Annotated in this window: 18 protein-coding genes; 12 read left to right on the forward strand and 6 right to left on the reverse strand. The window is 39.5% G+C overall.

The window, feature by feature from the left end; genetic code table 11:
- The first annotated feature begins 42 nt into the window (after nt 1–42).
- The 12 genes from prlC (at nt 43) to I6E82_RS00670 (ending at nt 12,366) form a co-directional block, all read left to right on the forward strand.
- The gene (gene prlC / locus I6E82_RS00615; protein WP_197116358.1) at nt 43–2,082 is read left to right on the forward strand and encodes an oligopeptidase A; all 2,040 of its coding nucleotides are present in this window, start codon (nt 43–45) and stop codon (nt 2,080–2,082) included.
- Between the two features lie 139 nt (nt 2,083–2,221).
- The gene (locus tag I6E82_RS00620; RefSeq protein ID WP_165735298.1) at nt 2,222–3,400 is read left to right on the forward strand and encodes a response regulator transcription factor; all 1,179 of its coding nucleotides are present in this window, start codon (nt 2,222–2,224) and stop codon (nt 3,398–3,400) included.
- A 57-nt stretch (nt 3,401–3,457) separates the two neighbouring features.
- On the forward strand, nt 3,458–4,213 hold the full coding sequence (locus I6E82_RS00625) for a class I SAM-dependent methyltransferase (protein WP_010554084.1): 756 nt from the start codon (nt 3,458–3,460) through the stop codon (nt 4,211–4,213).
- Nucleotides 4,214–4,370: 157 nt separating this feature from the next.
- On the forward strand, nt 4,371–5,096 hold the full coding sequence (gene trmJ / locus I6E82_RS00630; RefSeq protein ID WP_024589846.1) for a tRNA (cytosine(32)/uridine(32)-2'-O)-methyltransferase TrmJ: 726 nt from the start codon (nt 4,371–4,373) through the stop codon (nt 5,094–5,096).
- A gap of 236 nt (nt 5,097–5,332) precedes the next feature.
- A complete protein-coding gene (gene iscR, locus I6E82_RS00635) occupies nt 5,333–5,824 on the forward strand; it encodes a Fe-S cluster assembly transcriptional regulator IscR (RefSeq protein ID WP_007586371.1) in 492 nt (163 codons plus the stop codon).
- A 24-nt stretch (nt 5,825–5,848) separates the two neighbouring features.
- Entirely contained in the window at nt 5,849–7,066 is a 1,218-nt protein-coding gene (locus I6E82_RS00640) for an IscS subfamily cysteine desulfurase (protein ID WP_002958425.1), read from the forward strand.
- A gap of 41 nt (nt 7,067–7,107) precedes the next feature.
- A complete protein-coding gene (iscU, locus tag I6E82_RS00645; RefSeq protein ID WP_007377675.1) occupies nt 7,108–7,491 on the forward strand; it encodes a Fe-S cluster assembly scaffold IscU in 384 nt (127 codons plus the stop codon).
- A gap of 12 nt (nt 7,492–7,503) precedes the next feature.
- Complete coding sequence (gene iscA / locus I6E82_RS00650) at nt 7,504–7,827, forward strand: iron-sulfur cluster assembly protein IscA (RefSeq protein ID WP_007377674.1); 324 nt, start codon at nt 7,504–7,506, stop codon at nt 7,825–7,827.
- Nucleotides 7,828–7,909: 82 nt separating this feature from the next.
- Nucleotides 7,910–8,437: a co-chaperone HscB gene (gene hscB / locus I6E82_RS00655; RefSeq protein WP_007586374.1), complete on the forward strand. Its 528-nt coding sequence runs from the start codon at nt 7,910–7,912 to the stop codon at nt 8,435–8,437.
- Nucleotides 8,438–8,478: 41 nt separating this feature from the next.
- Nucleotides 8,479–10,341, forward strand: a complete 1,863-nt coding sequence (hscA, locus tag I6E82_RS00660; protein WP_197116360.1) for a Fe-S protein assembly chaperone HscA — start codon at nt 8,479–8,481, stop codon at nt 10,339–10,341.
- Nucleotides 10,342–10,352: 11 nt separating this feature from the next.
- Complete coding sequence (gene fdx / locus I6E82_RS00665; protein WP_007586379.1) at nt 10,353–10,691, forward strand: ISC system 2Fe-2S type ferredoxin; 339 nt, start codon at nt 10,353–10,355, stop codon at nt 10,689–10,691.
- A gap of 247 nt (nt 10,692–10,938) precedes the next feature.
- Entirely contained in the window at nt 10,939–12,366 is a 1,428-nt protein-coding gene (locus I6E82_RS00670; protein WP_101217989.1) for an NAD-dependent succinate-semialdehyde dehydrogenase, read from the forward strand.
- 289 nt (nt 12,367–12,655) lie between these two features.
- Here I6E82_RS00670 and I6E82_RS00675 read toward each other — a convergent pair whose 3' ends face one another.
- The 6 genes from I6E82_RS00675 to I6E82_RS00700 form a co-directional block, all read right to left on the reverse strand.
- Nucleotides 12,656–14,317 carry an HD domain-containing phosphohydrolase gene (locus tag I6E82_RS00675; protein ID WP_101217990.1) on the reverse strand — a complete coding sequence of 554 codons (1,662 nt, stop codon included), beginning with the start codon at nt 14,315–14,317 and terminating at the stop codon, nt 12,656–12,658.
- Nucleotides 14,289–16,400, reverse strand: a complete 2,112-nt coding sequence (locus I6E82_RS19925) for a CHASE2 domain-containing protein (protein WP_331459151.1) — start codon at nt 16,398–16,400, stop codon at nt 14,289–14,291. The genes I6E82_RS00675 and I6E82_RS19925 overlap by 29 nt, the downstream gene beginning before the upstream one ends.
- Before the next feature lie 128 nt (nt 16,401–16,528).
- Nucleotides 16,529–17,362 (reverse strand): MBL fold metallo-hydrolase, encoded by an 834-nt coding sequence (locus I6E82_RS00685; protein WP_197102579.1) that lies wholly within the window; start codon nt 17,360–17,362, stop codon nt 16,529–16,531.
- 9 nt (nt 17,363–17,371) lie between these two features.
- Nucleotides 17,372–24,094, reverse strand: coding sequence for an Ig-like domain-containing protein (locus tag I6E82_RS00690; RefSeq protein ID WP_197116362.1), 6,723 nt, complete (start codon nt 24,092–24,094; stop codon nt 17,372–17,374).
- A 39-nt stretch (nt 24,095–24,133) separates the two neighbouring features.
- Entirely contained in the window at nt 24,134–25,255 is a 1,122-nt protein-coding gene (locus I6E82_RS00695) for a FecR family protein (protein WP_007582324.1), read from the reverse strand.
- Nucleotides 25,256–25,267: 12 nt separating this feature from the next.
- The gene (locus I6E82_RS00700) at nt 25,268–26,593 is read right to left on the reverse strand and encodes a surface lipoprotein assembly modifier (protein WP_197116364.1); all 1,326 of its coding nucleotides are present in this window, start codon (nt 26,591–26,593) and stop codon (nt 25,268–25,270) included.
- Between the last annotated feature and the right edge of the window lie 261 nt (nt 26,594–26,854).

Genomic DNA, 26,854 nt, shown 5'->3' on the forward strand with positions numbered 1-26,854 from the left:
ACCCAATTTAAAATGTAATGCATTAACGCAAAGAGAGTATTTATGAGCAACCCATTAATTGGCCTTGAAGGCTTACCACCATTTTCAAAAATAAAGCCTGAGTACGTAGTACCAGCACTAAAAGACGGTATCGAGCTTTGTCGTAAAGCCATTGATGACGTGTTAGCTAAAGGCTCGTACACGTGGGATGACTTAGTATTACCCCTTGAAGAAGCCGACGATAAATTATCGCGCATGTTCTCCCCTGTATCGCATTTAAATTCAGTAATGAATAACGACGAATTACGCGAAGCTTACGAGCAGTGCTTACCGTTAATATCTGAATATTCAACATTTGTGGGTCAGCACCAAGGTTTATACAACGCGTATAATACGCTTTATAACAGCGACGAATTTAAAACGCTGACGACAGCACAGCAAAAAACAATTACTAATGCGCTGCGTGATTTTAAATTATCGGGTATTGCTCTGGCGGCAGAGCAGCAAACACGCTACGGCGAAATTAGCGCGCGTTTATCAGAGCTTGCCTCAAAATTTGGTAACAACGTAATGGATGCCACACTTGCTTGGCACAAACATATTACTGATGAGAGTGACTTAGCAGGCTTGCCAGAATCTGCTTTAGCACTTGCAGCTGATACAGCAAAAAGTAAAGAATTAGAGGGTTGGTTATTTACACTCGATTTTCCATCATACTTACCAATAATGGCTTACGCAGATAACCGCGAATTACGCAGAGAAACCTACACTGCGTTTTCTACGCGCGCATCAGATCAAGGCCCTAACGCCGGTGAGTTTGATAACTCTGATATTATGAGCGAGGAGCTTGCGCTTCGCCATGAACTTGCACAGTTACTAGGGTTTAACAGCTACGCTGAAAAGTCACTGGCAACTAAAATGGCCGAAACACCAGAACAAGTATTCTCATTTTTAGAAGACCTAGCAGCTAAATCAAAACCACAAGCAGAGCAAGAAGTGGCCGAGCTAAAAGCGTATGCTGAGCAAAAACACGGTATTTCTGAATTAGAAGCATGGGATTTTGGTTACTACAGCGAAAAGCTTAAGCAAGAAAAGTATGCAATTTCAGACGAAGTACTACGTCCTTACTTCCCAGCAAATAAAGTGCTTAGCGGCTTATTCGAAACCGTTAATCGCCTATTTGGTATTAGCGTAAAAGAAGTTACTGACTTTGATACTTATCACAAAGATGTACGCTTTTTTGAAATTGTAGATAGTAGCAATACTCTACGCGGACGTTTTTATCTCGATTTATATGCACGTGACCACAAACGTGGCGGCGCGTGGATGGACGACTGTATGGGTCGTAAAGTACGTGCTAACGGCGAACTACAAACTCCAGTGGCTTATTTAGTGTGTAACTTTAATAAGGCGGTTGGCGATAAACCTGCGCTGTTTACTCATGACGAAGTAACTACTTTATTTCATGAGTTTGGTCATGGTATTCACCACATGCTTACACAGGTTGATGCCGCGCCAGTGGCTGGCATTAATGGTGTAGCGTGGGATGCGGTAGAGCTTCCTAGTCAGTTTTTAGAAAACTGGTGTTATGACGAAGAGGCCCTGAGCTTTATTTCAGGTCATTATGAAACGGGTGAGCCGTTACCTAAAGAGTTACTTGATAAGTTACTTGCTGCTAAAAACTATAACTCAGGCGTACAAATGCTACGTCAAATTGAGTTTTCGTTATTCGATTTTAAAATCCATAACGATTACAAAGCGGGTGAGCAATGCCAAATTCAAGCAGTACTAAACGATGTGCGTAGCCGCACATCAATCGTTAAACCGCCTGAGTTTAACCGTTTTCAAAATGGTTTTAGCCATATTTTTGCCGGTGGTTATAGTGCAGGTTACTACTCGTATAAATGGGCTGAAGTACTTTCTGCTGATGCATTTTCTAAATTTGAAGAAGAAGGTATTTTTAACGCTGAAACAGGGCAAGCCTTCATGCAAAATATTTTAGAAAAAGGCGGCAGTGAAGAGCCAATGGAATTATTTAAAAAGTTCCGTGGTCGTGAGCCAAATGTCGACGCGTTACTACGCCATAGCGGTATTGCTGTTTAAAAATTAATATTTAACACAAACCAAATTAAAGCGCCTTAATGGCGCTTTTTTATTATTTTAAAATTATTATCTAATAATTTTTAGTAATTTCATCCTACCGTACTATGCTTTTAGCACACCTAATAAAATGGACTAAGGCATGGCAAAGTTGGTATTGGCAATTGATGACGACAAGTATGTTCATCATATAATTGAAGAGTCTTTAGCAGGGTTTTGTAAAATAATTCATGCAAAAGATGGCGATGAAGGATTAAGGCTAACCAATAAATACAACCCAGATATTATTTTACTCGATATTGAAATGCCAGGTATGTCAGGTTATGACGTATGTAAAACAATAAAGCAAAGTCAAAATACTCAAGATATTCCCGTTATGTTTCTCTCATCTAAAATAGAGCTAAGCGATCGGGTAAAAGGTTATAGCGTCGGCGCATCCGATTACATTACAAAACCTTTTAATGCAGAAGAGTTAATAGCGCGAATAAAGGTACTTTACGAATATAGGCAAAAATGCGCAAAACTTAAATTGGATATAGCAAAAGCGAATAAAACAGCAGAAATAGCAATGACAGAGTCGGGTGATATGGGGCGTATAATGCGCTACGTTGGACAAAGTTATCACGCTAATAATTTTCAATCGTTGAGTGAATACTTTTTTACCTTTTTTGCTCCTTTAAATTTAGATGTTGTGGTTGTGTTTTGGTATCAAGGAAAAGGTATTTTTTACAGCCAGCAAAGTGGTGTTTGCCCGTTAGAACAAGAGCTGCTTGAGCAACATCGAAATGCTCAACGATTTGTTGATATTGGTAGCAGCACTATCATTAATTATCCCAAAGTGTCCCTTTTGATAAAAAATATGCCAGTTGATAACGATGCTTTGTATGGGCGCTACAAAGATCTGTTCCCGCATATATTAGAAGTAACCAACGAGAAGGTTGTTACCATGGAAAGAAGCGAAAGCAGTTATGAGCAGGCAGCTCAAATAAGTACAGCCCTTCAAGATATTGTTAAGCAGTTAACTACTCAAAATGTAGAGCAAAACAAAAGTACTAAAGAGTTTATAGAGCAGCTACATGAACTTGACTGCGCTATTAAGCTACAACAAACACAAGCAAATCCTGCGGATCTCACTTTATATATATCTCAATTGGATCAAACAATGCAGTTATTTGTATCGGCTAATAGTGATTTAGCCTTTATCAAATATCAGCTTAAACAAGTTGCCGAAAGCCGCAATGAACTTATATCTAATTTACGTACTAAAGCGGAAGCCGCAAAGGTCAATACGAATCATCATAGTGATATAGAGCTATTTTAGTGCTTTAAAGTAAAGCGGTTGATATACTACAGGCGTATTTTATCGTCGGAGTTTATTGTGGTTATTCAGTGTGCTTTTAAAGAGTTACGCCCTTATTTAAATGAATTAGAAACACGCTTTGGTTTAGCCCAATGGGCGCAAAATTGCAGTGGCTTTAGCTTACATTACGATGATAAAGGGTTAAGTCTATTTAAAACCGACGAGCCTAAACTAGGTGCAATTAACGTTGATTTTGTAACCGGTGCTGCCGCCCATAGGCGTAAGTTTGGCGGTGGTAAAGGGCAAGCAATTGCCAAAGCGGTGGGTTTAAATAAAGGCGCAACGCCTGTTGTACTTGATGCTACCGCTGGTTTAGGGCGAGATGGTTTTGTACTTGCCTCGCTAGGGTGCAAAGTTATATTACATGAACGTCACCCGGTTGTAGCTGCACTTTTATACGATGGTTTAAAGCGAGCCTATAGCGATATTGAAATTGGTTTGTGGATGAAAGAAAACATGAGCCTAATATTTGGCTCAAGCCATACTTTGCTCTCTCAATGCGAAAGCATGCCTGATGTTGTTTATCTAGATCCCATGTTCCCGCATCGCGAAAAATCAGCATTAGTTAAAAAAGAAATGCGCGTATTCCAAGAGCTTGTGGGTGCAGACAACGACGCTGACGACCTACTTGATTTTGCCTACCCACTTGCCAGTAAGCGTGTTGTTGTAAAACGCCCCGATTACGCTCCATTCTTAAACGAAAAAACCCCAAGTATGCAGATCAAAACCAAAAAGAACCGTTTTGATGTCTATGTAAAGGCGGCAATGGTTTAAGCATCAAAACAAATCGACGTTATATCCCTAGAATTTACCCATGTAAGAATCGTTATATTGGGTTTGATCATAGGATCTAGCCTTTTGAATCTAGGATCTTATTACATTTTCATGTTAGAATTTGCGCAATTTTTTGGCATAGCAAAGTAGCACAGTAATGATCTTAGATGATATTCGCATTGTTTTAGTTAACACGTCACATTCGGGCAATATTGGTTCGGCGGCTCGCGCCATGAAAACCATGGGTTTATCAAAACTTTATTTAGTTGATCCTGCTTGCGAAATAGACAGCCAAGCAAGTGCATTAGCTGCAGGCGCAACTGATGTTTTAGGCAATGCAGTTATTGTAGGTACCGTTGAAGAAGCTATCGCTGACTGTACATTAACGATTGGCACAAGTGCGCGTTCTCGTACGCTTTCGTGGCCAATGGTTGAACCACGTGAATGTGGTGAAAAGCTCGTTGCTGAAGCCGTAAATGGTCCTGTAGCGCTAGTATTTGGTCGTGAAAACAGTGGTTTAACTAATGAAGAATTACAGCTTTGTAATTACCATGTATGTATTCCTGCTAATCCAGAGTACAGCTCGCTTAATTTAGCTATGGCCGTACAAACACTTAGCTACGAAACTCGCATGGCATTTTTAAATCAACAACCTAAAAAGGTTGAAGAAGACGATGCAGTTTACCCAAGCTCAAAGCAAACTGAGCTGTTTTATGATCACCTTGAAGACACGTTGTTTAAAACAGGTTTTATCATCAAGCAACACCCTGGTTTAGTTATGACTAAATTACGCCGTTTGTTTAACCGAGCTCACCCTGAAGATGCTGAAATGAATATTTTACGCGGTATTCTCACCTCAATTAATAAGGCTATCCCTAAGTAACTTAGGTATAGCTATTAGTTATAAAAGACCTAGACTAATTAACGCGCTAATACTTGACTAAATTACTCAGGTAATTACAATGGCTGTAATACTTGACCAAAGAGGTCAAGTATTGAAAATTTGTTAACTCTACAATTTAAAAGTAAGAGTTTCTAAATCAAATTTTTATCAAGTGATAATACTTGACTAATTTACTCTGGTAATTAAAATTTGCACTCTTTTGTGCAGGGGGCGTTATGAAGTTAACATCAAAAGGCAGATATGCCGTTACAGCTATGCTGGATGTTGCACTACACACAGGTGTAGGTCCTGTAGCCCTTGCTGATATTTCACAAAGACAAGAAATTTCTTTGTCTTACCTTGAACAATTATTTGCTCGTTTACGTAAAAATGGCCTAGTAAGTTCTGTTCGTGGACCTGGTGGTGGTTATTTACTAGGGCGTGAAGCGAGCGTTATCTCTGTTGGCGATATTATTAGCGCCGTAGACGAATCGGTCGATGCAACACGTTGCCAAGGTGCCGATACCGGCTGTCAGAGTGGTATGCGTTGTTTAACACATAATTTGTGGTCAGACCTAAGCGCACGCATAGAAGAATTTTTGAATAATATTACCCTTGCTGAATTGGTGGAAAAATCAGATGTGAAAGAAATAGCATCGCGCCAAGATAACAGTATTAATAATGCAATTAAGCAGTTGGAAAACATTCAAGTAAGCTGTCAACTTTAAGGTTGACCTGCAGCGGAGAGAGAAATGAAGTTACCGATTTATTTAGATTACGCAGCGACCACGCCTGTTGACGAACGTGTTGCTAAAGAAATGATGCAATGCCTGACAATGGACGGTAAGTTTGGTAATCCTGCGTCACGCTCACACCGTTTTGGTTGGCAAGCAGAAGAAGCTGTTGACCAAGCACGTACAGATATTGCTGATTTAATTAATGCAGACCCACGTGAAATTGTTTTCACATCGGGTGCAACAGAATCAAATAACCTTGCTATTAAAGGTGCAGCACAGTTTTACAAGAAAAAAGGTAAGCACGTTATTACCGCTAAAACTGAGCATAAAGCAGTAATCGACACATGTCGTGAGCTTGAGCGCCAAGGTTTTGAAGTAACTTACATGGACGTTGAAGAAAACGGCCTACTTGATTTACAAAAACTTGCCGACACAATGCGTGACGACACAGTACTTGTAAGCATCATGCACGTTAATAACGAGCTAGGTGTAATTCAAGATATCGCGACTATTGGCGAAATGTGTCGCGAACGTAAAATTATGTTCCACGTAGATGCAGCGCAAAGCGCGGGTAAAGTATTAATCGACGTGCAACAGCTTAAAGTTGATTTTATGTCGTTCTCTGCACATAAAGTGTATGGCCCTAAAGGTGTTGGCGCACTTTACGTTCGTCGTAAACCACGTGCTCGCCTTGAAGCGCAAATGCATGGTGGCGGACATGAACGCGGTATGCGCTCTGGTACACTAGCTACTCACCAATTAGTGGGTATGGGTACTGCGTTTAAAATTGCTAAGCAAGATTTCGAAAAAGATCACGCACACATCAGCGCCTTACGTAATCGTTTAATCGACGGCATTATGGCTGATATGGACGAAGTATACTTTAACGGCACGCAAGACCAATCAGTACCTGGCATTGTAAACATCAGCTTTAACTTTGTTGAAGGTGAGTCGTTACTTATGGCAGTAAAAGACATTGCAGTATCGTCAGGTTCAGCCTGTACATCTGCAAGCTTAGAGCCTTCTTATGTATTACGTGCACTTGGCCGTAACGACGAATTAGCACATAGCTCAATTCGTTTTAGTATTGGTCGCTTTACTACCGAAGAAGAGATTGATTACACCGTCGAATTAATGAAAAACTCTATCGGTCGCCTACGTGAGATGTCTCCACTTTGGGAGATGCATCAAGAAGGTATTGATTTAGATTCAGTTGAATGGGCTCACCACTAATAGTGTGAGCACATACCCTAGCAGGTAATGAGGATAGAATAATGGCTTATAGTGATAAAGTAATCGACCACGTAGAAAACCCACGTAACGTAGGTACTCTAGATAAGAATGATCCGTCAGTGGCAACGGGTATGGTAGGCGCACCAGCATGTGGTGACGTAATGAAATTGCAAATTAAAGTATCTGCCGAAGGCGTTATTGAAGATGCAAAATTCAAAACCTACGGTTGTGGTAGCGCAATTGCTTCATCTTCACTTGTAACAGAGTGGGTTAAAGGCAAAACGCTAGACGAAGCAGCGACAATTAAAAACACTGATATCAGTGCAGAGCTTGAATTACCACCAGTGAAAATTCACTGTTCAATTTTAGCCGAAGACGCAATTCAAGCAGCAATTGCAGACTACAAAAGCAAACAAGCGAAGTAAGAAGAGAAACTCATGGCAGTGACATTGACAGATGCGGCAGCAAACCGCGTACAATCATTTTTAGCAAACCGCGGTAAAGGTTTAGGCCTGCGCGTTGGCATTAAAACGACGGGCTGTTCAGGTCTTGCTTATGTACTTGAGTTTGTTGACGATTTAAACGAAGACGATGAAACTTTTGCGGCTAAAGGTGTAACATTAATTGTTGACGCTAAAAGCTTAGTTTACATCGATGGCACAGAGCTCGACTACACTAAAGAAGGCTTAAATGAAGGGTTTAAATTTAGAAACCCTAATCAAGCAGATGAGTGTGGTTGTGGCGAAAGCTTTACCGTTTAAGCTTAAAATATCTTTGTAGTATAAATAAGCCCTGCCAGTTAATGTAGGGCTTTGTTATTTCTGAATATTATTGGTTGAAGTTATGCGTTACTTTGAATTATTTGCAGTCCCCGTTGATTACAATATTGATTTAGCAACGGTTAACAAGCACTACTTGGAATTACAGCGTACTGTACATCCAGATCGCCACGCGAATGCGAGCAGCCGCGATAAGTTAATGGCAGTGCAAAGCGCCGCCGAAATTAACGATGCGCTACAAACATTAAAGCACCCAGTAAAACGTGCTGAATATATGCTGAGCGAGCTAGGCGTTGATATTCGTGCAGAGCAGCAAACCTTGCAAGATCCAATGTTTTTAATGCAGCAAATGGAACTTCGCGAAGAGCTTGAAGAGCTAACATCGTCGCGCGATCCTGATACCGCCATTGCAAATTTTGAAAAACAAATTAAGCAACTAAACACGCAGTACAGTGCACAGCTTGCCGAGCAACTAGCAAGTAACGATGAGCAGCAATATCAACTTGCCGCAGATAATATTCGTAAACTGAAGTTTGTTTATAAGTTACGTGACGAACTAGAGCGTATTGAAGACAGTTTATTTGACGATTAATTACTTGCTGCAAAGCGAGCAACACGAGTTTAAAGAGCATTATGGCATTATTGCAAATTGCTGAGCCGGGGCAGAGCGCGGCACCACACGAACATAAACTAGCTATTGGTATTGATCTTGGTACAACTAACTCATTAGTTGCAACAGTACAAAGTGGCGAAGCCCGCACGTTAACTGATGATCTTGGCGCGGCTATGTTACCGTCGGTTGTTCGTTATCAAGCAGGCGGTATTACTGTTGGCGCAGAGGCTGCACAAGCAGCAACGCAAGACCCTGCTAATACACTTATTTCGGTTAAGCGTTTTTTAGGTAAAACTCAGGCTGAAATAGAGAAAAGTTATGGGCAACTACCGTATGAGTTCTGTGAGCACAATGGTGCGTTAGCAATAGAAACTGCGGCAGGTAAAATCAGTCCAATTAAAGCATCAAGCCATATTTTAGCTGCATTAAAAGCACGAGCTGAGCAAAGTTTTGGCAACCAAGAAATTTTAGGGGCTGTAATCACAGTACCAGCGTACTTTGATGACGCACAGCGCCAAAGTACTAAAGATGCCGCAGAACTTGCTGGTATTAACGTACTACGTTTATTAAATGAGCCAACAGCAGCAGCGGTTGCTTATGGTTTAGATTCAGGTCAAGAAGGTATTATTGCTGTTTATGATTTAGGCGGTGGTACATTTGATATATCAGTACTTAGATTACACCAAGGTGTGTTTGAAGTAATGGCAACTGGCGGCGACTCAAGCCTCGGCGGCGATGACTTTGACTCACTACTTGTTGATTACTTTAAGCAGCAAACTGGTGTGTCAGCGTTGTCACCTTCAGTTTTACGTTTATTCATCAATAAAGCAAAAGCCTGTAAAGAAGCATTAAGCCAATACGCTAAAGTAAACGTGGGTCTTGAGTTTGACGATCAAAAATACACAGTAGAAGTAACACGCGAAACGTTTGACGAAATGGCTATGCCTCTCGTTAAAAAAACACTGCGTTCGTGTCGTCGTGCTGTAAAAGATGCTGGCATAGAAAACGACGAAGTACTGCAAGTTATTATGGTAGGCGGTTCAACCCGTATGCCACTGGTACGTAGCCAAGTACAAAGCTTTTTTGATAAAGAGCCGCTAACTTCAATCGACCCAGATCGTGTTGTCGCTTTAGGTGCTGCGCTTCAAGCTGACGTGTTAATTGGCAATAAGCCCGATTCTGACATGTTATTGCTTGATGTATTACCGTTATCGTTAGGTCTTGAAACTATGGGTGGTTTGGTTGAAAAAATCATTCCGCGCAATACGACGATTCCGGTAGCACGCGCGCAAGAATTTACAACGTTTAAAGACGGCCAAACAGCTATGTCATTACATGTGCTGCAAGGCGAGCGTGAGCTTGTTGATGATTGTCGTTCGCTTGCTAAGTTTAGCTTAAAAGGTATTCCACCAATGGCGGCAGGCGCTGCGCATATTCGTGTAACCTTTAAAGTTGATGCTGATGGCCTATTAAGTGTTTCAGCTATGGAAAAATCAACAGGTGTACAAGCTGAGATTCAGGTTAAGCCTTCGTTTGGTTTATCTGACGACCAAGTAGCTGACATGCTAAAAGAGTCAATGAGCAACGCTAAAGGCGACATGCAAGCACGTATGCTTAAAGAGCAACAAGTAGAAGCTCTGCGTGTAATAGAAGCGCTTAATGCATCACTTGCAGCCGATGCTGCATTACTTGACGATATGCAACTTGCTAACTTACGCGCTGAAATTGCAGAACTGGTAAAAGTGCGCGAAAATGCACAAGAGCCTGGCGAAATAAAAGCAGCTATCGAAAAAGTCGATAATGCGAGTAGCGACTTTGCATCGCGTAGAATGGATGCATCAATTAAAAAGGCCCTTACAGGGCAGTCAGTAGACAACATTTAAGAGAGATTAGAATGCCACAAATTGTTTTTCTTCCACATCCTGAATTATGTCCTGACGGCGCTGCAATTGAAGCTCCTACAGGCCAAACGGTACTCGACGCTGCACTTAAAAATGGCATTAGCATTGCACATGCCTGCGAAAAGTCGTGTGCATGTACTACGTGTCATTTAGTGATTCGTGAAGGATTTGATTCACTACAAGAGAGTGATGAGCTAGAAGATGACATGCTAGATAAAGCATGGGGCTTAGAGCCTGAGTCACGCCTTGGTTGCCAAGCAATTATAAGAGATGAAGACTTAGTGGTTGAAATACCTAAGTACAATCTCAATATCGTTAATGAAGAGCACTAGTTTTTAACGATGTATATATTAAAAGCCGCTGTTTGATACAGCGGCTTTTTTGTTTCAAGAAAGCATTTATAAACACGTAGCAGCGACTTTATGTCGCGTTTTAAATCTCAAACGTTTTAAGTTAAATTTTTCTAATCTCAAACTTGAACATCAAAATGATCACGTATTTTTCAGATTATATAAACGCGGGGTAAACCCGCTGCTACGAGTTCAACCCAATCCCTAAAATCTATTTCGGAGGTGTATTTTGAGTAATCTTATTTTTTCTGACTCATTTATTAACGGCGAGTTTTATAAAACTGATACGCGCTTTAGCGTTAACGATCCCGCGACCGAAAAAAGTATTGTTGATGTAAGCGATATTGACGAGCAGGGTGTAAATAGCGCAATAACTGCAGCTCAAGGGGCTTTTGTTAAGTTAAAAACTACGAATGCGACCGAGCGAAGCGAAACGTTAATGCGCTGGTATGAGCTAGTTATAAAACACAAACAAACACTTGCAGAGTTAATGACCAAAGAGCAAGGCAAGCCGCTCAAAGAATCCCTTGGCGAAATTAACTACGGTGCAGGTTTTATCAAATGGTTTGCAGAAGAAGCCAAACGTAGTTACGGAGATGTAATTCCGCCAACAGATAACTCGCATCGTTTAACTAGCTTTAAGCAGCCTGTAGGTGTTGTTGCTGGTATTACGCCATGGAACTTCCCTGTTGCTATGGTTACTCGTAAAGTAGCTCCAGCTTACGCTGCGGGCTGTAGCTTTATACTTAAACCTTCTGAACATACGCCACTATGTGCTATCGCACTTGCTTATTTGGCCGATCAAGCTGGTTTTGTTAAAGGTGCATTTAATGTACTGGTTTCACAAGATGCCAAAACAGTAGGTAAAATGCTGACTGACTCAGAAATCGTGCGTAAGTTTACATTTACCGGCTCTACCGGTGTAGGTAAGCAGTTGCTATCTCAATGTGCAGACACAATTAAACGCACCTCGATGGAGCTTGGCGGCAATGCGCCTTTTATCATTTTTGATAATGCAGATTTAGATGAAGCTGTAGAAGGGCTAATGGCGGCTAAATTTAGAAATAGTGGGCAGGCATGTGTTGCTGCAAACCGTATCTTTATACAGCGTAATATTCTCGACAAAGTACTGTCAAAAATCACGCCTAAGGTTGCAGCATTAAAAGTGGCAAATGGTTTTGAAGACGATGTTGATATTGGTCCGCTTATTTACCCTAAAGCCAAAGAGAAAGTACAACAGTTAGTACAAGACGCACTCGATAAAGGTGCTACGTTGATTGGCGATAATAGTGACTTAGGTGGCAGCTTTCAAAACCCATTAATAGTAAACAACGTAACTACTGACATGGATATTTACCACGAAGAAGTATTTGGTCCAGTATTAACGGTTATTCCTTTTGATGAAGAAAGTGAAGTGCTTGCACTTGCTAACGATGTACCATTTGGTCTAGCAGCCTATTTTTATAGCCAAAATATTAAGCAAATTTACCGAATTAGTGAAGGGCTTGAATTTGGTATGGTAGGTGTAAATGAAGGTGTTATATCAAACCCAGTAGCGCCTTTCGGTGGCGTTAAACAATCTGGTTTGGGCCGAGAAGGTGGGCATCAAGGGCTGGATGAGTACCTAGAAGAAAAATACGTGTGTATTAAAATATAACGGCAGTTAAGTATACGAGCGCGAATTTACTTCGCGCTTTTTTATGACGTTAATATGGCAGATATATGAACTTTACCTTTTACTGTTGCTACCCAAAGCGCTAAATGCTACCTTTGGGAACATATTTTTTGTTAATAAAACAACATAAAAAAACAAATAAAAAGTAAAAGGATTTCTATAAGTAGAAATAACCCCGTGTGTAAATGCCACCGTAAGGTGGCATTTTTTTGTTTGGATAGGTATAGGCTGTAATAAGCGTATTTTGAATAAAGGCATGGCTTTATAGGTGCTAACTTATAGGTGTGTAACCGGGTAAGTTATCAAAATCTACCTCATCTAGCTGCTCTGGGTTAGCATATTCATTGATATAATTTTTATAGACTTGCGACTCAATAAAAATAGCAAAAATGTCAGCATCAAGATGGTTTTTAGCAACCATTGACCCTAAAATAAATAAACACTCACTGACCGGTTTTGCTTTTTTGTAGGGCCTGTCTACTGCAGATAGCGCTTCAAAAATATCCGTAATAGCCATTAACCTTGCAGGCACCGACATTTGCTCTTTGGTTAAACCTCTTGGGTAACCAGTACCGTCAAGTTTTTCATGATGACCTAAAGCATATTCAGTCACATTGCTTAAGTGTTTAGGGAACGGCAGGGCATCTAAAATATTTTTAGTTACATCCATATGACGTTTCATTACTTCACGTTCGGCTTCGGTTAACGTGCCTCTTCGTATTGTTAAGTTTTCAACTTCATCAGCTGAGAGCAATGGTGTATTAATATCATTTATAACGAGTTGGTATTTGTTTGCAATGCGTTCAATGTGCTCAAATTCTGCATCACCTAAAAACTCGCCCCCTACATTCACACGCTGTAATAATGCACGGTCTAATGCCAACTGTTTAAGCTCGGTATCAAGTAGGCGTTCAAATTGTTGAACCTCGATAGGTTTTTGCAGCTTCATCGCACAGATGATTTTTTGCTGATACGCTATTTTTAAATCTCGGCTAATTATTTCAAATTTAGCATCTACATATTTTATTCGATCAAAAATAGTTTCTAGTTTTGTCGACTTTTCCATAATGTGATCGGGAGTCGCGATTTTCCCACAGTCATGTAACCAGCCTGCTATATCAAGTTCATGCCGGTCGGCCTCACTCATCGAAAATGAAGCCAAAGGGCCTTTATTTATATCATGTACGGCATCAGCTAGCATTAACGTGAGTGCTGGCACTCGTTTACAATGGCCACCGGTATGAGGAGATTTTTCATCTATTGCCATCGCAATTGTTTCAGCAAAGGTCGAAAAAAGATCTTCCATTCCCTTAATTAGTGTCGAGTTAGTTAGTGAAATAGCGCCTAAAGAGGCAAAAGATCGAATTAGAGTGACAAGCTCTTCACTAAAAGGAATGTTTTTATTTTGCGCATCTTTTACATTTATAAGCTGGATTACACCAATAATGTCATCTTCATGATCTTTTAAAGGAATTGTTAGCATGGACTCAGAACGATAACCCGTGCGTGCGTCCATTTTGCGAGCTGCGCTCATATCAAAGGGCAGGGCATCATACACGTCAGGAATGTTAATCACTTCGCCAGAATTTGCAGAGTGGGCAACAATAGCGGTTTCGTTTGGTTTGCCATCAATAAAAAGATCTATATTAGGAAAATCTACAGGGCTCCCTAAAGTGCCACCTAAATAAAGATTTAATGACTTATTTATTACCGTTTCAAACTTGAGTTGTTTGTTTGGGGTAATAGAGTAAATGCTGCCAGCATCAGAATTTGCTATCGACATCACAACTTGCAGTATTTCATCAAGTAACTTAGACGAGTTTTTTTCTGTTGTTAGCCTAATACTAATATCGATAAAATGCTGAAGATTTGTTTTATCTATAATGTGCTGTCGCATATGTTTACTACTTTTTAGTATGTTTGAAGGCACCATTCCAATCCTTAGCGAGTGTTTGCAAATCAGTGCCCTTAATACGTTCGATAAAAATGGTATAAACGTCAGAGCTAAATACGGTCGTGCTGTGTAGTTCTTTAAATAAGCTAAGCGCTTGTGGCCAGTTTTTACTATAAAAAAGCGTCATGGCCTGCTGTGATTTTTTAACTTCATTTAACTGTTCTTCATCGAGCTTATCTGTAAAGTTTATAGGCTCAAACAACAGTACAGCCGTTATTTTTCCGACAACTTGCACTTTATCTATTAAACGAAATGAAATATGAGGGCATTCCTTCATCGTTTCTTCTGTAACAAGAATAGCTACGCCATAAAATTTGGTCAAGCTTTCTACTCTAGCACCTAAATTAACAGTATCACCAAGAACTGTATAGGCTTTACGGTAAACCGAACCCATATCACCTACATTCATATCGCCAGTACTTAAACCGATACCAATTTTTATTGCAGGCTGATTGTTTTCTGCAAATAACTGATTTATTTGCGTTAACCCGTTTATCATACCCATAGCGGCTTCAACACCATGGCGAGCGTGGTTTTCATCTTTTAGTGGAGCATTCCAAAATGCCATCACCATATCGCCTACGTACTTATCAATAGTTCCGTTATGATCAAATATGATTTTGGTAATAGCCGTAAGATATTCGTTTAAATATTCACTTAACTGATGGGGCGACATACTTTCTGATACTGAAGTGAAACTACGAATGTCGGCAAACAACACCGTCATATTTTTTCGCTCACTTTTTTGAGATAAACTTTTACCCTGTAGTATCATCTGGTTTATACGCTCAGGAGGCATATATTGGTCAAACATAGATTTTATTTTTCGGCTATGCTTCATTTCAGCGATAGAACCAACAATGATGTAATAACCCGCTAATATAATGATAAGTAAAAGAGGCATTAATAAAGGTAAACTAATTTTTTGCACTGACCATAAATAAACGTTTAAAAATATAACGACACTTGTGACTGTAAGAGACAAAATAATAATAAAACGTGCGCTCTTACCGTGGCTAAAAAACGACAGTACGCTACCCGTTAATGCAATGATGAGTAAGCTTGCTCCCAGTGACCAATTAGGTTTAGAGGGAAGTAGCTCTGGGTGCATTAACCCTTCAAATATATTGGCATGTACCTCAACACCGGGATACTGTAAACCAACAGGTGTTGATCTTAAATCAGCGAGTCCAATTGCCGATGTGCCAATAAAGGCTACAGTGCCTTCTAATTCCTCTAAACCAATTTTTTTGGTCAAAATATCGGTAGCCGAATAATAAGGGAAGCTATGTGCACGCCCTTTGTAAGGAATTAATATTTGCCCATATTCATCAGTTTGAATCCACTTATCTTGAAACTTTATGCCTTCGAATAACGTTATACCATCTAATATATTGGAACGAGTTTCTATGTTTTCAGCAAGGGTATAAAGTCGAGCAACTTCAAGTGCTAAAGAAGGGTAGAGCTTATTGCCAACTCGATTTACAAGAGCTGCTTTACGTATAAAACCATCTTCATCGCTATGTGCATTAATAAAACCGGTACCCGTTGTCGCATTTTGTAACTGAGGAATATTTACAATAGCACCAGGAAACTGGTTTATCTGTGAATTAGTATGATCCGCATTTGCCCACACAACACTGCTTTTAGCTGGCAGGTTTTGATTAGTGAGTTGTTCATCAATTAATAAAAAACCAAGAACAGTATCATTTTTAGATAATGCGCTTGCTAGTTTTGTGTCTGCATCGACTTGTTTAGTAATTTCAGCAAAGGGGATGGTGTACTTTTTTGATAAATCAGGAATTTCAGACATAATTTTTGTAACAGGGTTTTCTTCCTGTTCAGAAAAAAATATATCGAATGCAATAACAATAACACCTGCATCAGTAAGCTTTGTAACAAGGTCAGCTAATTTTGAGCGACTCCAAGGAAAGCGTCCTTGTTCTTGCATGCTCCTTTCGTCGATATCAATTATTACAACGGTTTCATCAATACGCCTAGGCGTCTCTGAAAGTGTTAGTAACAACCGAGAGTCGTATATTATACCTTCTACGCGGTTCACTAACTTTGCGAGCGACCCAGTTGAAAATAGCTCTATTGATGCAATTAATAATGTAATAACAGCGCCAATGAAAAAGTGCTTTGAAGTAATTGGTTTTAAGGAACTAATGAGTAACGCTCCTTGATAGACTAAAAATCAAAAACTCGTCCTTCTCGGCCGCACTCTATTTTTACCTGTTGAGCGTACTGCGTGTGTAAATATTTTTCTATAGCTAATAACTGTTCATCGGTTCTTGATGGATCGTGGCTAATAATAACCACATTTTTAATACTCGCTTTTATCGCAAGCTCAGCAACCTGATCTATGGTGCTATGCCCCCAACCATGTTTAAGAGGCAAGTCTGCATCTATAAATTGAGCATCATGAATTAGTAAATCAGCGCCTTCAATAAAATTGACCCATTCGCTAATACTTGTGTTTGCTTTTTCTGGCGGATTTAGCTCATTGTCGGTAACGTAAGCCACCTTTTTTTCATCTGCTTTAATACAATAAGCAGTACCACCACCAGGGTGATTTAGTGGAGCAGTCGAAACCAAAAAACCATTAAGTGTAAATTGCTTTTGAGACGATAAATCAGTATTAAGCGTAATGCTGGCAGGTAAATCTTGATAACACACCGGAAAGTACGAACCACTCATTTGCTTTAATATGGCATCTTGGCTTTTTTTATCATCAACGTTACCCACAGTAATAGTTATATCGCGGTTGGGTTGGTAAATAGGTTTAAAAAAAGGAAACCCTTGAATATGGTCCCAATGGTTATGCGTTAGCAAAATATTGATAGGACTTTGTGTTTCTAGTAAACGTGTACCGAGTTCTACAATACCGGTACCAGAGTCTAAAATAAGATCTTTGCCATTATTTTGTTCGATGTACACACATGAGGTATTTCCTCCAAAAATGTGTGTATTACTTCCTGCTGAAGCCATTGAGCCTCTAACACCAAAAAATTCAACTTTCATAATTTAAGGCTAAGCTCCATCTTCTAAAAAATTGAATTTAGAAATACTAACATTGTTAGAGTTAGTGTCATTACAGGTGCTACTTACAACAACTTGGGTGTCATTTTGTAAGATGATTGAAGTAAATACATGTGTACTGGTACATTGGCTTGCTTCATAAAATCCGGCACCACTGGCTCCAAACGTATTATCTAAAGTACCGTTAGTTAAAATACGCGCTAACATTCCTTTATTGTTAGCCATGCCGGCTAAAATAAGTTGATTGCTACTATCGAGCGCTGCACCACTTAGCTCAGTGTTACCGCTTGACGCCAAAGTATATTCACCGACACCATTTACGGCAAAGTTAGTATCAAGCGCACCCGTAACGAGCAACCTAATAACATTGGCTTTATTTGGCGAATCAATAAGGTTTGCTATCAAATATAACTTACCCGTTGTGTCAGCTAAAATTTGTACTAATTTGTTGTCGGTATCTGTGGTTTCTTCACCTACATACTTAAAGACCTCGGTACCGTTTGAGCTTAGCTTCAATGCAATTAGCTTTGAAGTGCCACTTAATACTGCCTTACCACCAATGAAAATATCTGCATTGTCGGTATGTACACGGTTATAGTACTCAAAAGCTGAGCCTATGATACTTCCGCCAGTGCCAAAGTTAGGCTCAAGGGTACCTTCTGGTGTCAACATTATAACGATTGGGCTAGGAGTGCCGCTTATTACGATTGACCCAACAGTAATAATGTTACCGCTATTATCAAGTGCAATACCTGTCAGGTTTACCAATTCTGCGCCACTGACAGAGGTTGTGTATACCCCGTCTGTTGCAAATGATGTGTCTAAATTACCAGACTGATCAACTTTAGCTACAAAACCCGCTTCACCATTTTCACTATTTTTAGATCCTGTAATAACTAATTTACCGTCGCCTTGCTCGGTTAAAGCGATGCGTGAGTTACTTAAATCTATGGCAATTTCTTTATGGCCACTTTCGCTAAAGCTAGTATCGATATCACCCTCATTCGTAAAGCGTGTTAATACTAACTTAGTAGTTGAGCCCGATTTAGCAGTTGATGCAAGAATATATTTACCAGCATCAGGGCCATTACTAAGCTGTAAAACGTGCATTGATTCATCGTTAGTTGCATCTACTGAATTAGTAAAGGTAAAGTAACCATTGGTTTCAAAGTTACTAAATAATGTGGCTTTATCGTCAATTGCTGCAATAAACGGTTTTGTATTTGAGTCATCGTTAACACCTGCTACCCAAATAGTGTCATTAGAGTCGATAGCTAAAGTATTGGCAAATTGCTTACCACTTATACCATTAATTATATTAATGCCGGAGGTGCCATAGGCGCCATCTAAAGTACCTTGATTATTAATCCGTGCTGAAAATAATTTTTCTGAGGCTGATACGCCAGTCGTCCCCGAAAAACTAATATCATTGTTAATAGGCTCGTGTTTAATACCGGAAATTTTAGCGCCGCCATCACCATTTCCACTATCATTATCAATATCATAAATTGCAATACCAGCATTGCCAAAGGTGGTGATTAGCTCCCCATCTTTATTAATAGCTAATACTACCGCTTCTTTTTCACCGCTGGTTCTTGTTACATATCCACCTGCAAAGGCAGTAAATTCAGAATCAACAACTCCACCTACAGCAAAAAGTTCGTCGTCTTTATCATTATCAGATATATCAATTGTTAGTGCTGCGCCACCATTAAAGTTATTGTCATTATCGCCATCAGATTTTAAATAACGAAGTAAAGAGTCTTTTGTTCCCTCTGCATTGGTAACACTCCCAACCACTAAGTAATCGGAATCATCAAAGTTCTTAATTGCAAAGCCTTCATCATCTCGATTAGCGCCGCTAACATCGACAATAGCTGGAGTAGAGTTCTCAAAATCTAGATCTGATTTTTTATAATGTATCCATAAACTATCGTTTTGAGTGCCATCAAAGTGTTTGCCCACAGCCAGTAATTTATCGCCATCAATTTCAAGGTCATTAATAACGGTAGTACTATTAAGCGTTGTACACTGAACACCTGCGCCACTTTCACCGTCGTCGTCATCATCATCATCATCATCATCCGAACCAGTGCTTAACGTTCCAGCGAGATCCATTTTAAGTATACAAGCTTCATTATGGGTGCCATCAAAACTAGAATAGGCAATGAAAAGATCTGTACCGTCAGAAATAATAGCGGTGGCTTCTTCGTCTTGATCTAAATCGAGTATTTTAGTGCCGGTGTTATTAAAGGTAGTATTCATATCACCATTGTTTGAGTAAGAGACAATAAGAAGGTCTTTATCAGCATTGTTGGTAAAACCAACAAAATATAGTTTGCCATTAAGCTCAATACTGTCTTTAAACTCACCACCAGAAAAAATGTTTGAAAGATCAAGCTCACCTGTAATTGGGCGGCCAAATGTCACATCTTCAGTTGGAATAAGGAGTTCAACTTCATCAGTAATATTAACGGTTATGTTAACGTTTGAACTTTCATTAGGTGTGCCATCATCAGTTATAGTGACATTTAAGATATATTGATTAGTTGTTTCAAAATCAAATGGGCTTTCACCTACGGTTGATAAAACACCAGAGCTACTATTAATTTCAAATGAAGCAGTGTCACCGCCAGTTAAACTATAAGTTAAGGTCTGGTTCTCAATATCTGACGCGCTAACAGTCCCTATGATGTCGCCATCTGTAGCATTTTCACTAATACTAAAACTTTGAACCAATGCTACAGGTGCATCGTTAACACCAGTTACGGTAATGGCCACTGTGGCTGTATTGGTTCCGCCATTATTATCACTAATCGTATAAGTTACCGTGGCAAGTCCATTGGTATTGGCTTCAGGCGTATATTGAATTTGATTGCCAACTACTGAGACCGAGCCAATATCAGCTGAGGCTGAAGAGATCACCAAGCTGTCTCCATCAGAGTCAGTATCATTTGCTAATACGTTTATCAGTATTGGTGCTGCATCTTCAGCCATGGTTGCGGTATCATTATTGGCAACAGGTGCATCATTCACGGCAGTTATCGTAATAGCGAGCGTGGCAGTATTCGTTCCACCATTATTATCACTAACAGTATAAGTAACTGTTGCTAAGCCGTTGCTATCGGCTGCCGGTGTGTATTGAATTTGATTACCAACTACTGAGACTGAGCCAATATCGGCTGATGCTGCACTGATCGCCAGGCTGTCGCCATCTACATCTGAGTCATTTTCTAATACGTTTATCAGTATTGGCGCTGCATTTTCAGCCATAGTAGCGGTATCGTTATTGGCAACAGGTACATCATTCACGGCAGTTATCGTAATAGCGACCGTGGCAGTATTTGTTCCACTATTATTATCACTAACGGTATAAGTAACTGTTGCTAAGCCATTGCTATCAGCTGCAGGTGTGTATTGAATTTGATTGCCAACTACTGAGGCTGAGCCAATATCAGCTGATGCTGCACTTATCACCAGGCTGTCGCCGTCTTCATCTGAGTCATTGGCTAATACGTTTATCAGTATTGGCGCTGCATCTTCAGCCATAGTAGCAGTATCGTTATTGGCAACAGGTGTATCGTTCACTGCAGTTATAGTAATAGTGACCGTGGTATTATCTGTTCCGCCATTATTATCACTAACGGTATAAGTAACTATTGCTAAGCCATTGCTGTCGGCCGCCGGTGTATATTGAATTTGATTGCCAACCACTGAGACCGAACCAGTATCTGCCGAGGCAGCACTGATAGTGAGGCTATCGCCATCTACATCAGAGTCATTGGCCAATACGTTTATCAGCATTGGCGCTGCATCTTCAGCCATGGTAGCCGAATCGGCGTTTGCTATTGGATCATCGTTTACGGAGGTAATAGTGATAGTTAACGTTGTTGTACTGGCACCACCGCTGCTATCGCTTACAGTATAAGTAACTGTTGCTACGCCGTTGTCGTCGGCTGCCGGTGTATATTGAATTTGGTTGCCAACCACTGCGACTGAACCAGTATTTGCCGAGGCAGCACTGATAGTGAGGCTATCACCATCCACGTCAGAGTCATTTGCCAATACGTTTATTAGTATTGGCGCTGCATCTTCATCTACTGTCGCTGAGTCTGCGTTTGCAATAGGAGTATCGTTTACGGGAGTAATAATTATTGATAAGTTTGTAGTTGCAGTACCGCCGTTCCCATCACTTATTGTGTAGTTAATAATTGCTGTTCCATTTGTATTAGCAGCAGGCGTGTATTGGATTTTATTATCAACAACAGATGCAGAACCTATATCTGCAGTAGCAGCTGTTATTGTAAGAGTATCGCCATCAATGTCGGAGTCGTTAGCTAGTACGTTAACTAATAACGCAGGAGCATCTTCGTTCATCGTTGCTGAATCAGCATTTGCAGTAGGGGCATCATTAACGGGTGTAACGGTAATCGTCACACTTGCTGTTCTGTCGTTTATGCCTTCATTACCAGTGCTATAACCATCCGTAATGGTGTAAGTTAGTACTATCTCACCTGAAAAGTTTGCTGGTGGAGTAAACTGTATTTTTCCGGCGACAATAGTCGCTTCTCCAGCAATATTTTCTATGTTCGAAATACTAATCGTATCGCCATCTGCATCAGTGTCGTTAGCTAGCACGTCTAATAAAGATGCAGAGCTGTCTTCGTCTAACGTAAATTGATCGTTATTGGCTTCTGGAAAAGTATTAACGCCGCTTTCACTTAAGGTTACTTGAGCTGTTGCAGTTAAGCCTTGCTCATTTGAAATTGAATAGGTAAAGCTATCTACACCAATAAAACCTAAGTCTGGTTGGTAGGTAAATGAGCCATCAACTTTTAATGTAAGCTCGCCATTTTGAGTTGCATTGATTGCCGTGGTGTTAACTGATAAATCGCCAGCCTCAATATTAAAATCGTTAATTAATAAGCCATTTTGTACTGTTACTTCAAATAGTTTATTTTTACTAAATTGATAGGCATCATTTTGTGCGACAGGGCTATCGGGTTCGCTGTTTATTATTAAAGTTACTGTGGCTGTAGAGGTTGCACCTAATGAGTCTATAGCTTGATATCGAAATTGATCAACACCATTAAAATTAGCATCCGGCACATAACTAAAGCTGCCATCAATTGCTAATAATAGTTGGCCATGTGTTGGTGCCACAATAAATGTTTCATCAACTGAAAAACTGTCATTATTTGGGTCAGTATCGTTACTAAGCACACCATTGGTTGCTGTAACCACAAGTGTTTCATCTTCGCTTAAACTATAGCTATCATTTTTTGTTACAGGGGCTACGTTAGTGTTTGAGCTTACAATAGTTACATTTGCAATAGCCTGAGCACCTTGTGCATCAATAACTCTATACTGAAAGCTGTCTTGGCCTTGCATGTTCTGCTCGCCTTGGTATTCAAAGCTACCATTATCAAAAAGGGTTAATTGTCCTCTTGTCGGTTCGCTAACAGGCGTTGTATCAACAGTTAAGTTATCTAAATCAATATCGCTATCGTTAATAAGTAAGCCAGGCGATAGGACAACTAAGGTTCCATTGTTTGTAATGTTATAAGTATTATCAAGCGCAATAGGGGCGTCGTTAACAGCTAAAATGGTTATCTCTACAACTGCGGTATCTGTCATACCTAGCTCGTTAGCAACTTGATAGCTAAAGGCATCTTCACCATTAAAGTTTGCAATAGGGATATAAGTAAAATCCCCATTTTCATTTATATTAATGGTGCCATGCTGCGGTAGAATTAATGCATCTGCATTTACACGTAAATCGCCACTGTATTGATTCGTATCATTTGTTAGAACGTTGCCTTGCAGGGTTTGATCTTCATTTATCTGAAATTGATCGGTATTAGCTTCTGGTGCAAATGCAAGCTCTCCACCCACTGGTGCTATGTTTATTATATTAGCAAAGCCACTTTCACCACTGCCATCAATACCGGTAATAAGTACTTGATAACTTTTATCTGTAAGTGACTCGGTAATGCTTAATGCAGTATCTTGAATACTTAAAAATTGTTGCCCGTTTTCTAATTCATTAATATTAGTAGATGAAACTCCAGCTTGAGTTGCAATATAAACGTTATAACGATTAAGTTCGGGGTTAGCTTGCCACGAAAGATTAATATTATCTTCGTCTCGCTGAGCTGTAACACCTTCAATTTGATATGGTTGCCAGTTAAAAGTAATTGCATCAGCAAGGACTTGATTATTTAAAGTGTCAGTTATCCATATTTCTAGGCGTATCTCTCCTGGAGTTACGCCATAAAATGCAGGGCTGAGGCCTATAATTGATTTTTCGTAGTCAAAACCACAATCAGAAGAACACAGTGGTATGCTTTTATTGACACTAGGGAGTACTAAATTAACTTCAGCAATACCATCAGTATCCGAAGCTTCAAGTAAAAAAGAAACGTTGCCTTGCACAGTTTCGTTTGTTTGTGAAAAAACAATATTAGCGCGTGTATTAGCTATGCTTGATCCAACAACACCTCTACTTGAAGTGACAGCACCTAAAGCTTTTGTATTTTTGGTTTGATTGCTCGCTATAACACCAGCTAAATTTATATAGCTAGTCACCGTTGGCGGTACTACTTCAGCCGTAGGTGATTGTATTGTCTCTTGAGCAGGGCTTTCTTCTGAGCCTCCACAGGCACTTAACAAAAACACCATAGAACCAAGCAAAAATATATTTTTTGCTGTCATTTTAAATACTCCATAATAAAAGCTTTGTATCCAATGTGTTTATGGTTCTAATTTAAAAGAACCGCTAGCATTTACATCAGGATTATTTATTTCGTTAAGATTAAAGTTGCCAGTAATATTGTCTAAGTCATTCAAAAATATTGCATCAACATCGCCCTCGGCTTTATTGTTGCCATGGGATGCAAATGTAACGGCTAAGTCAAGTTCGCTTAAATTTATTAAACCGCTGTAAGCCGCATACCAATTTCCGCCCGCGTCATTAAAACTAATTTCGCCATCAGGTACCGTGCCATTATCAAAATCAACAGCCATAGTCATAGCAAAGTCAGTAACAGCACCCACACTCGAATTTACATTAAAGCTTGATGCTTCATAGTTAAATACACCTTGGCGCTGAGCTATTTGATCGACTAAAGATGCGCTGCTAACTGTTTGAAATTGTTGTTCAGAATATATATCCATAGTATCTGTATCTGCTTCAAAAGCATTTACTTCAACTTCAGTTACAGATGCTTGTTCAGTCTCTTCTTCGTTGTCATCTTTAGGGTCGATCGTTACTATATTTTGATCAAACACACGTGCCGCACGCGTCGTTTTTAATACTTCACCAGAGGCTGTAATTTGTGCAAACGAAAATGCCTCGTTATCACCCAAAGAAACCACGCTATTATTTTCTAAAGTTAAATCTATTGCGCCATCCCATACAGCTAAAAACACATTGCCTTCAACGAGCTGAACTTCAAAATGTGTTCCCCGTATACCAATAGAGCCAACGGGGGTTTTTACATTATAAGAGCCGCCATTTTTTTTAATCACACCCGAAATAGAGCGTAAACCACCTTTAAGTAACTCAATAGAAGCAGAACCTTGTTGGGTATTATCATCAAATTCGTAGTTAGCAATATTTAGTTCTGAATTTTCTTTTAAAGCGATTAAACCACCATCCGACATTGAAAATTGCGCTTTGCTTTTCTCTCCGGTCGTAATGCGATCTACACCAAAAACGGTATCTCTGCGCTGCAACTGCCGTTGTTGTTCAGAGCTTCCATCAACCGCTAGTACAGAGCCTCGCGCTAAAATAGTTTTACCAGCAGGATCATTTGCTTGTGTATAAAAACTTACACAAAGTAAAGTGGTAATTACAGGGAGTAAATGTTTCATAAATACCTTAAATTAAAATGAGTAAGAAGCGCTTAAATTGATATCTAAACGGTCATATTCGAATAAAGAAATATTACTGGATTTATCTTGATAGTTGGCAGCCAACTGTATGGCTAAATCGCGATTAACTAAGTAGCGAACAGAAGTTGAGAACATAAGAAGGTTATCGGCACGTTCTTGTAAAAATAAAGGGTGATCATCTTTATAATTAATCCATTGGTATCCAGCAAGAGATAACAACTGCCAATGTTGAGCCAACTGAGTGTTCACTTGGTAGTACAAGCTAGTAATATTTCGGCTATTAAATTCGCCTTGAGTAATATCGGCTTTTTCGTTTTTGGCGTTAACGCTTAAACTTTGAAACCATTGCTTAGTTGCATAGCTAGCTCCTGCATTTAATGCATAAAACGAATTATCGAGCTTTTCATCAAACCTATTATTCAAAACACCAGCAGTCGCAGAGCTAAATAAATTAACTTGTTTATTCAACTTATAATTAGCACCTGCTGTTAAAGCTGATTCAGTACGATAAAGATCGCCATCAAGCAGTAATGGAGTCGTCGATACTTGTGCAAACCAACTTATGTCATTTTGTTTATATTGATAAGCAGCATTAATGTGCGCGTTTATACGATCGTATTGGCTGAGTTCTGCAAACTTGTACCACCCAGTATTAACACTCAAAGTGATTAAACTTTTTTGATCTATAGGGTGAGAGTACTTTCCTCTATAATTTAGTCGCGCATAGTTGTCTTGCGTACTTTTACTTTCTGGCGATAATAAAAATTCACCAAGGTTAGGAATTATAATTGTATCTTCTGCCGTACCCGCATTTACGTTGCCATCAACGCCAAGGGCAAGCTCAATATTTTGCTTATAAGAACGCCTAGCTTCTTGTTTTTTAAGTGTGGTTGCATCAAGTAACGACTGTGCTGAAGACTTTATGTTATTAGGTGTATTAGGTGAGTTAATCAGTATTAAAGCTTGGGTATCGGCAGCAGGTAAATTATTAACGGTTAAATAAGCACGAACTAAGTACAAGCGAGCTTCATACCATCTAGGGTTGTTTTCAACCACACGTTCAAAGGCAAATACAGCTGGCGCCGGATGTCCTGTTTTAAGGGCAGAGATCCCTAGTAAAAAATCGTATACGGGTTCACCTAGGTACTGGTATTCACTATTACTTATTTGATAAGCCTGAGTATATTTTTTTTCAGAAACTAATTTTTGCAGTTCAATCAATAGATTATCATATTCATCATTGCTTTGAGCCAATGAGCTAAAACTTATTAAGGCCAAATAACTACATAGTAAATTTCTTAAAAGCTGTTTAATCATGCTTAATTTTATATCCCATAGGAAGTTTGATGTTTTGTAATAAAGTGATGTTATACCAATCTGCTTATATGTGAGGTCTATTTAACGTTAAGAAAATCACGCTAAAACTAGGCGAAAATTTTTGTATCTTGTTGTTATAAATAAAAAATTTTTAACAACGTTTTAGTGCAATTTAATTTGTTAAGTTGCTCAAATATTTATGCAGGTTGGTATTAGTACTAGAAATCTAGCACTTTTTGTACTTAAGTACAGCCAATGTAA

The sequence above is a fragment of the Pseudoalteromonas sp. NZS11 genome (genome assembly GCF_015864765.1).
GTDB lineage: Bacteria > Pseudomonadota > Gammaproteobacteria > Enterobacterales > Alteromonadaceae > Pseudoalteromonas > Pseudoalteromonas arctica.

Bases quoted from the DNA above. Each gene is read 5' to 3' on its own strand.
- prlC (WP_197116358.1), top strand. From the start codon at position 43: ATGAGCAACCCATTAATTGGCCTTGAAGGCTTACCACCATTTTCAAAA.
- I6E82_RS00620 (WP_165735298.1), top strand. From the start codon at position 2,222: ATGGCAAAGTTGGTATTGGCAATTGATGACGACAAGTATGTTCATCAT.
- trmJ (WP_024589846.1), top strand. From the start codon at position 4,371: ATGATCTTAGATGATATTCGCATTGTTTTAGTTAACACGTCACATTCG.
- iscR (WP_007586371.1), top strand. From the start codon at position 5,333: ATGAAGTTAACATCAAAAGGCAGATATGCCGTTACAGCTATGCTGGAT.
- I6E82_RS00640 (WP_002958425.1), top strand. From the start codon at position 5,849: ATGAAGTTACCGATTTATTTAGATTACGCAGCGACCACGCCTGTTGAC.
- iscU (WP_007377675.1), top strand. From the start codon at position 7,108: ATGGCTTATAGTGATAAAGTAATCGACCACGTAGAAAACCCACGTAAC.
- iscA (WP_007377674.1), top strand. From the start codon at position 7,504: ATGGCAGTGACATTGACAGATGCGGCAGCAAACCGCGTACAATCATTT.
- hscB (WP_007586374.1), top strand. From the start codon at position 7,910: ATGCGTTACTTTGAATTATTTGCAGTCCCCGTTGATTACAATATTGAT.
- hscA (WP_197116360.1), top strand. From the start codon at position 8,479: ATGGCATTATTGCAAATTGCTGAGCCGGGGCAGAGCGCGGCACCACAC.
- fdx (WP_007586379.1), top strand. From the start codon at position 10,353: ATGCCACAAATTGTTTTTCTTCCACATCCTGAATTATGTCCTGACGGC.
- I6E82_RS00675 (WP_101217990.1), bottom strand. From the start codon at position 14,317: ATGGTGCCTTCAAACATACTAAAAAGTAGTAAACATATGCGACAGCAC.
- I6E82_RS00685 (WP_197102579.1), bottom strand. From the start codon at position 17,362: ATGAAAGTTGAATTTTTTGGTGTTAGAGGCTCAATGGCTTCAGCAGGA.
- I6E82_RS00690 (WP_197116362.1), bottom strand. From the start codon at position 24,094: ATGACAGCAAAAAATATATTTTTGCTTGGTTCTATGGTGTTTTTGTTA.
- I6E82_RS00695 (WP_007582324.1), bottom strand. From the start codon at position 25,255: ATGAAACATTTACTCCCTGTAATTACCACTTTACTTTGTGTAAGTTTT.
- I6E82_RS00700 (WP_197116364.1), bottom strand. From the start codon at position 26,593: ATGATTAAACAGCTTTTAAGAAATTTACTATGTAGTTATTTGGCCTTA.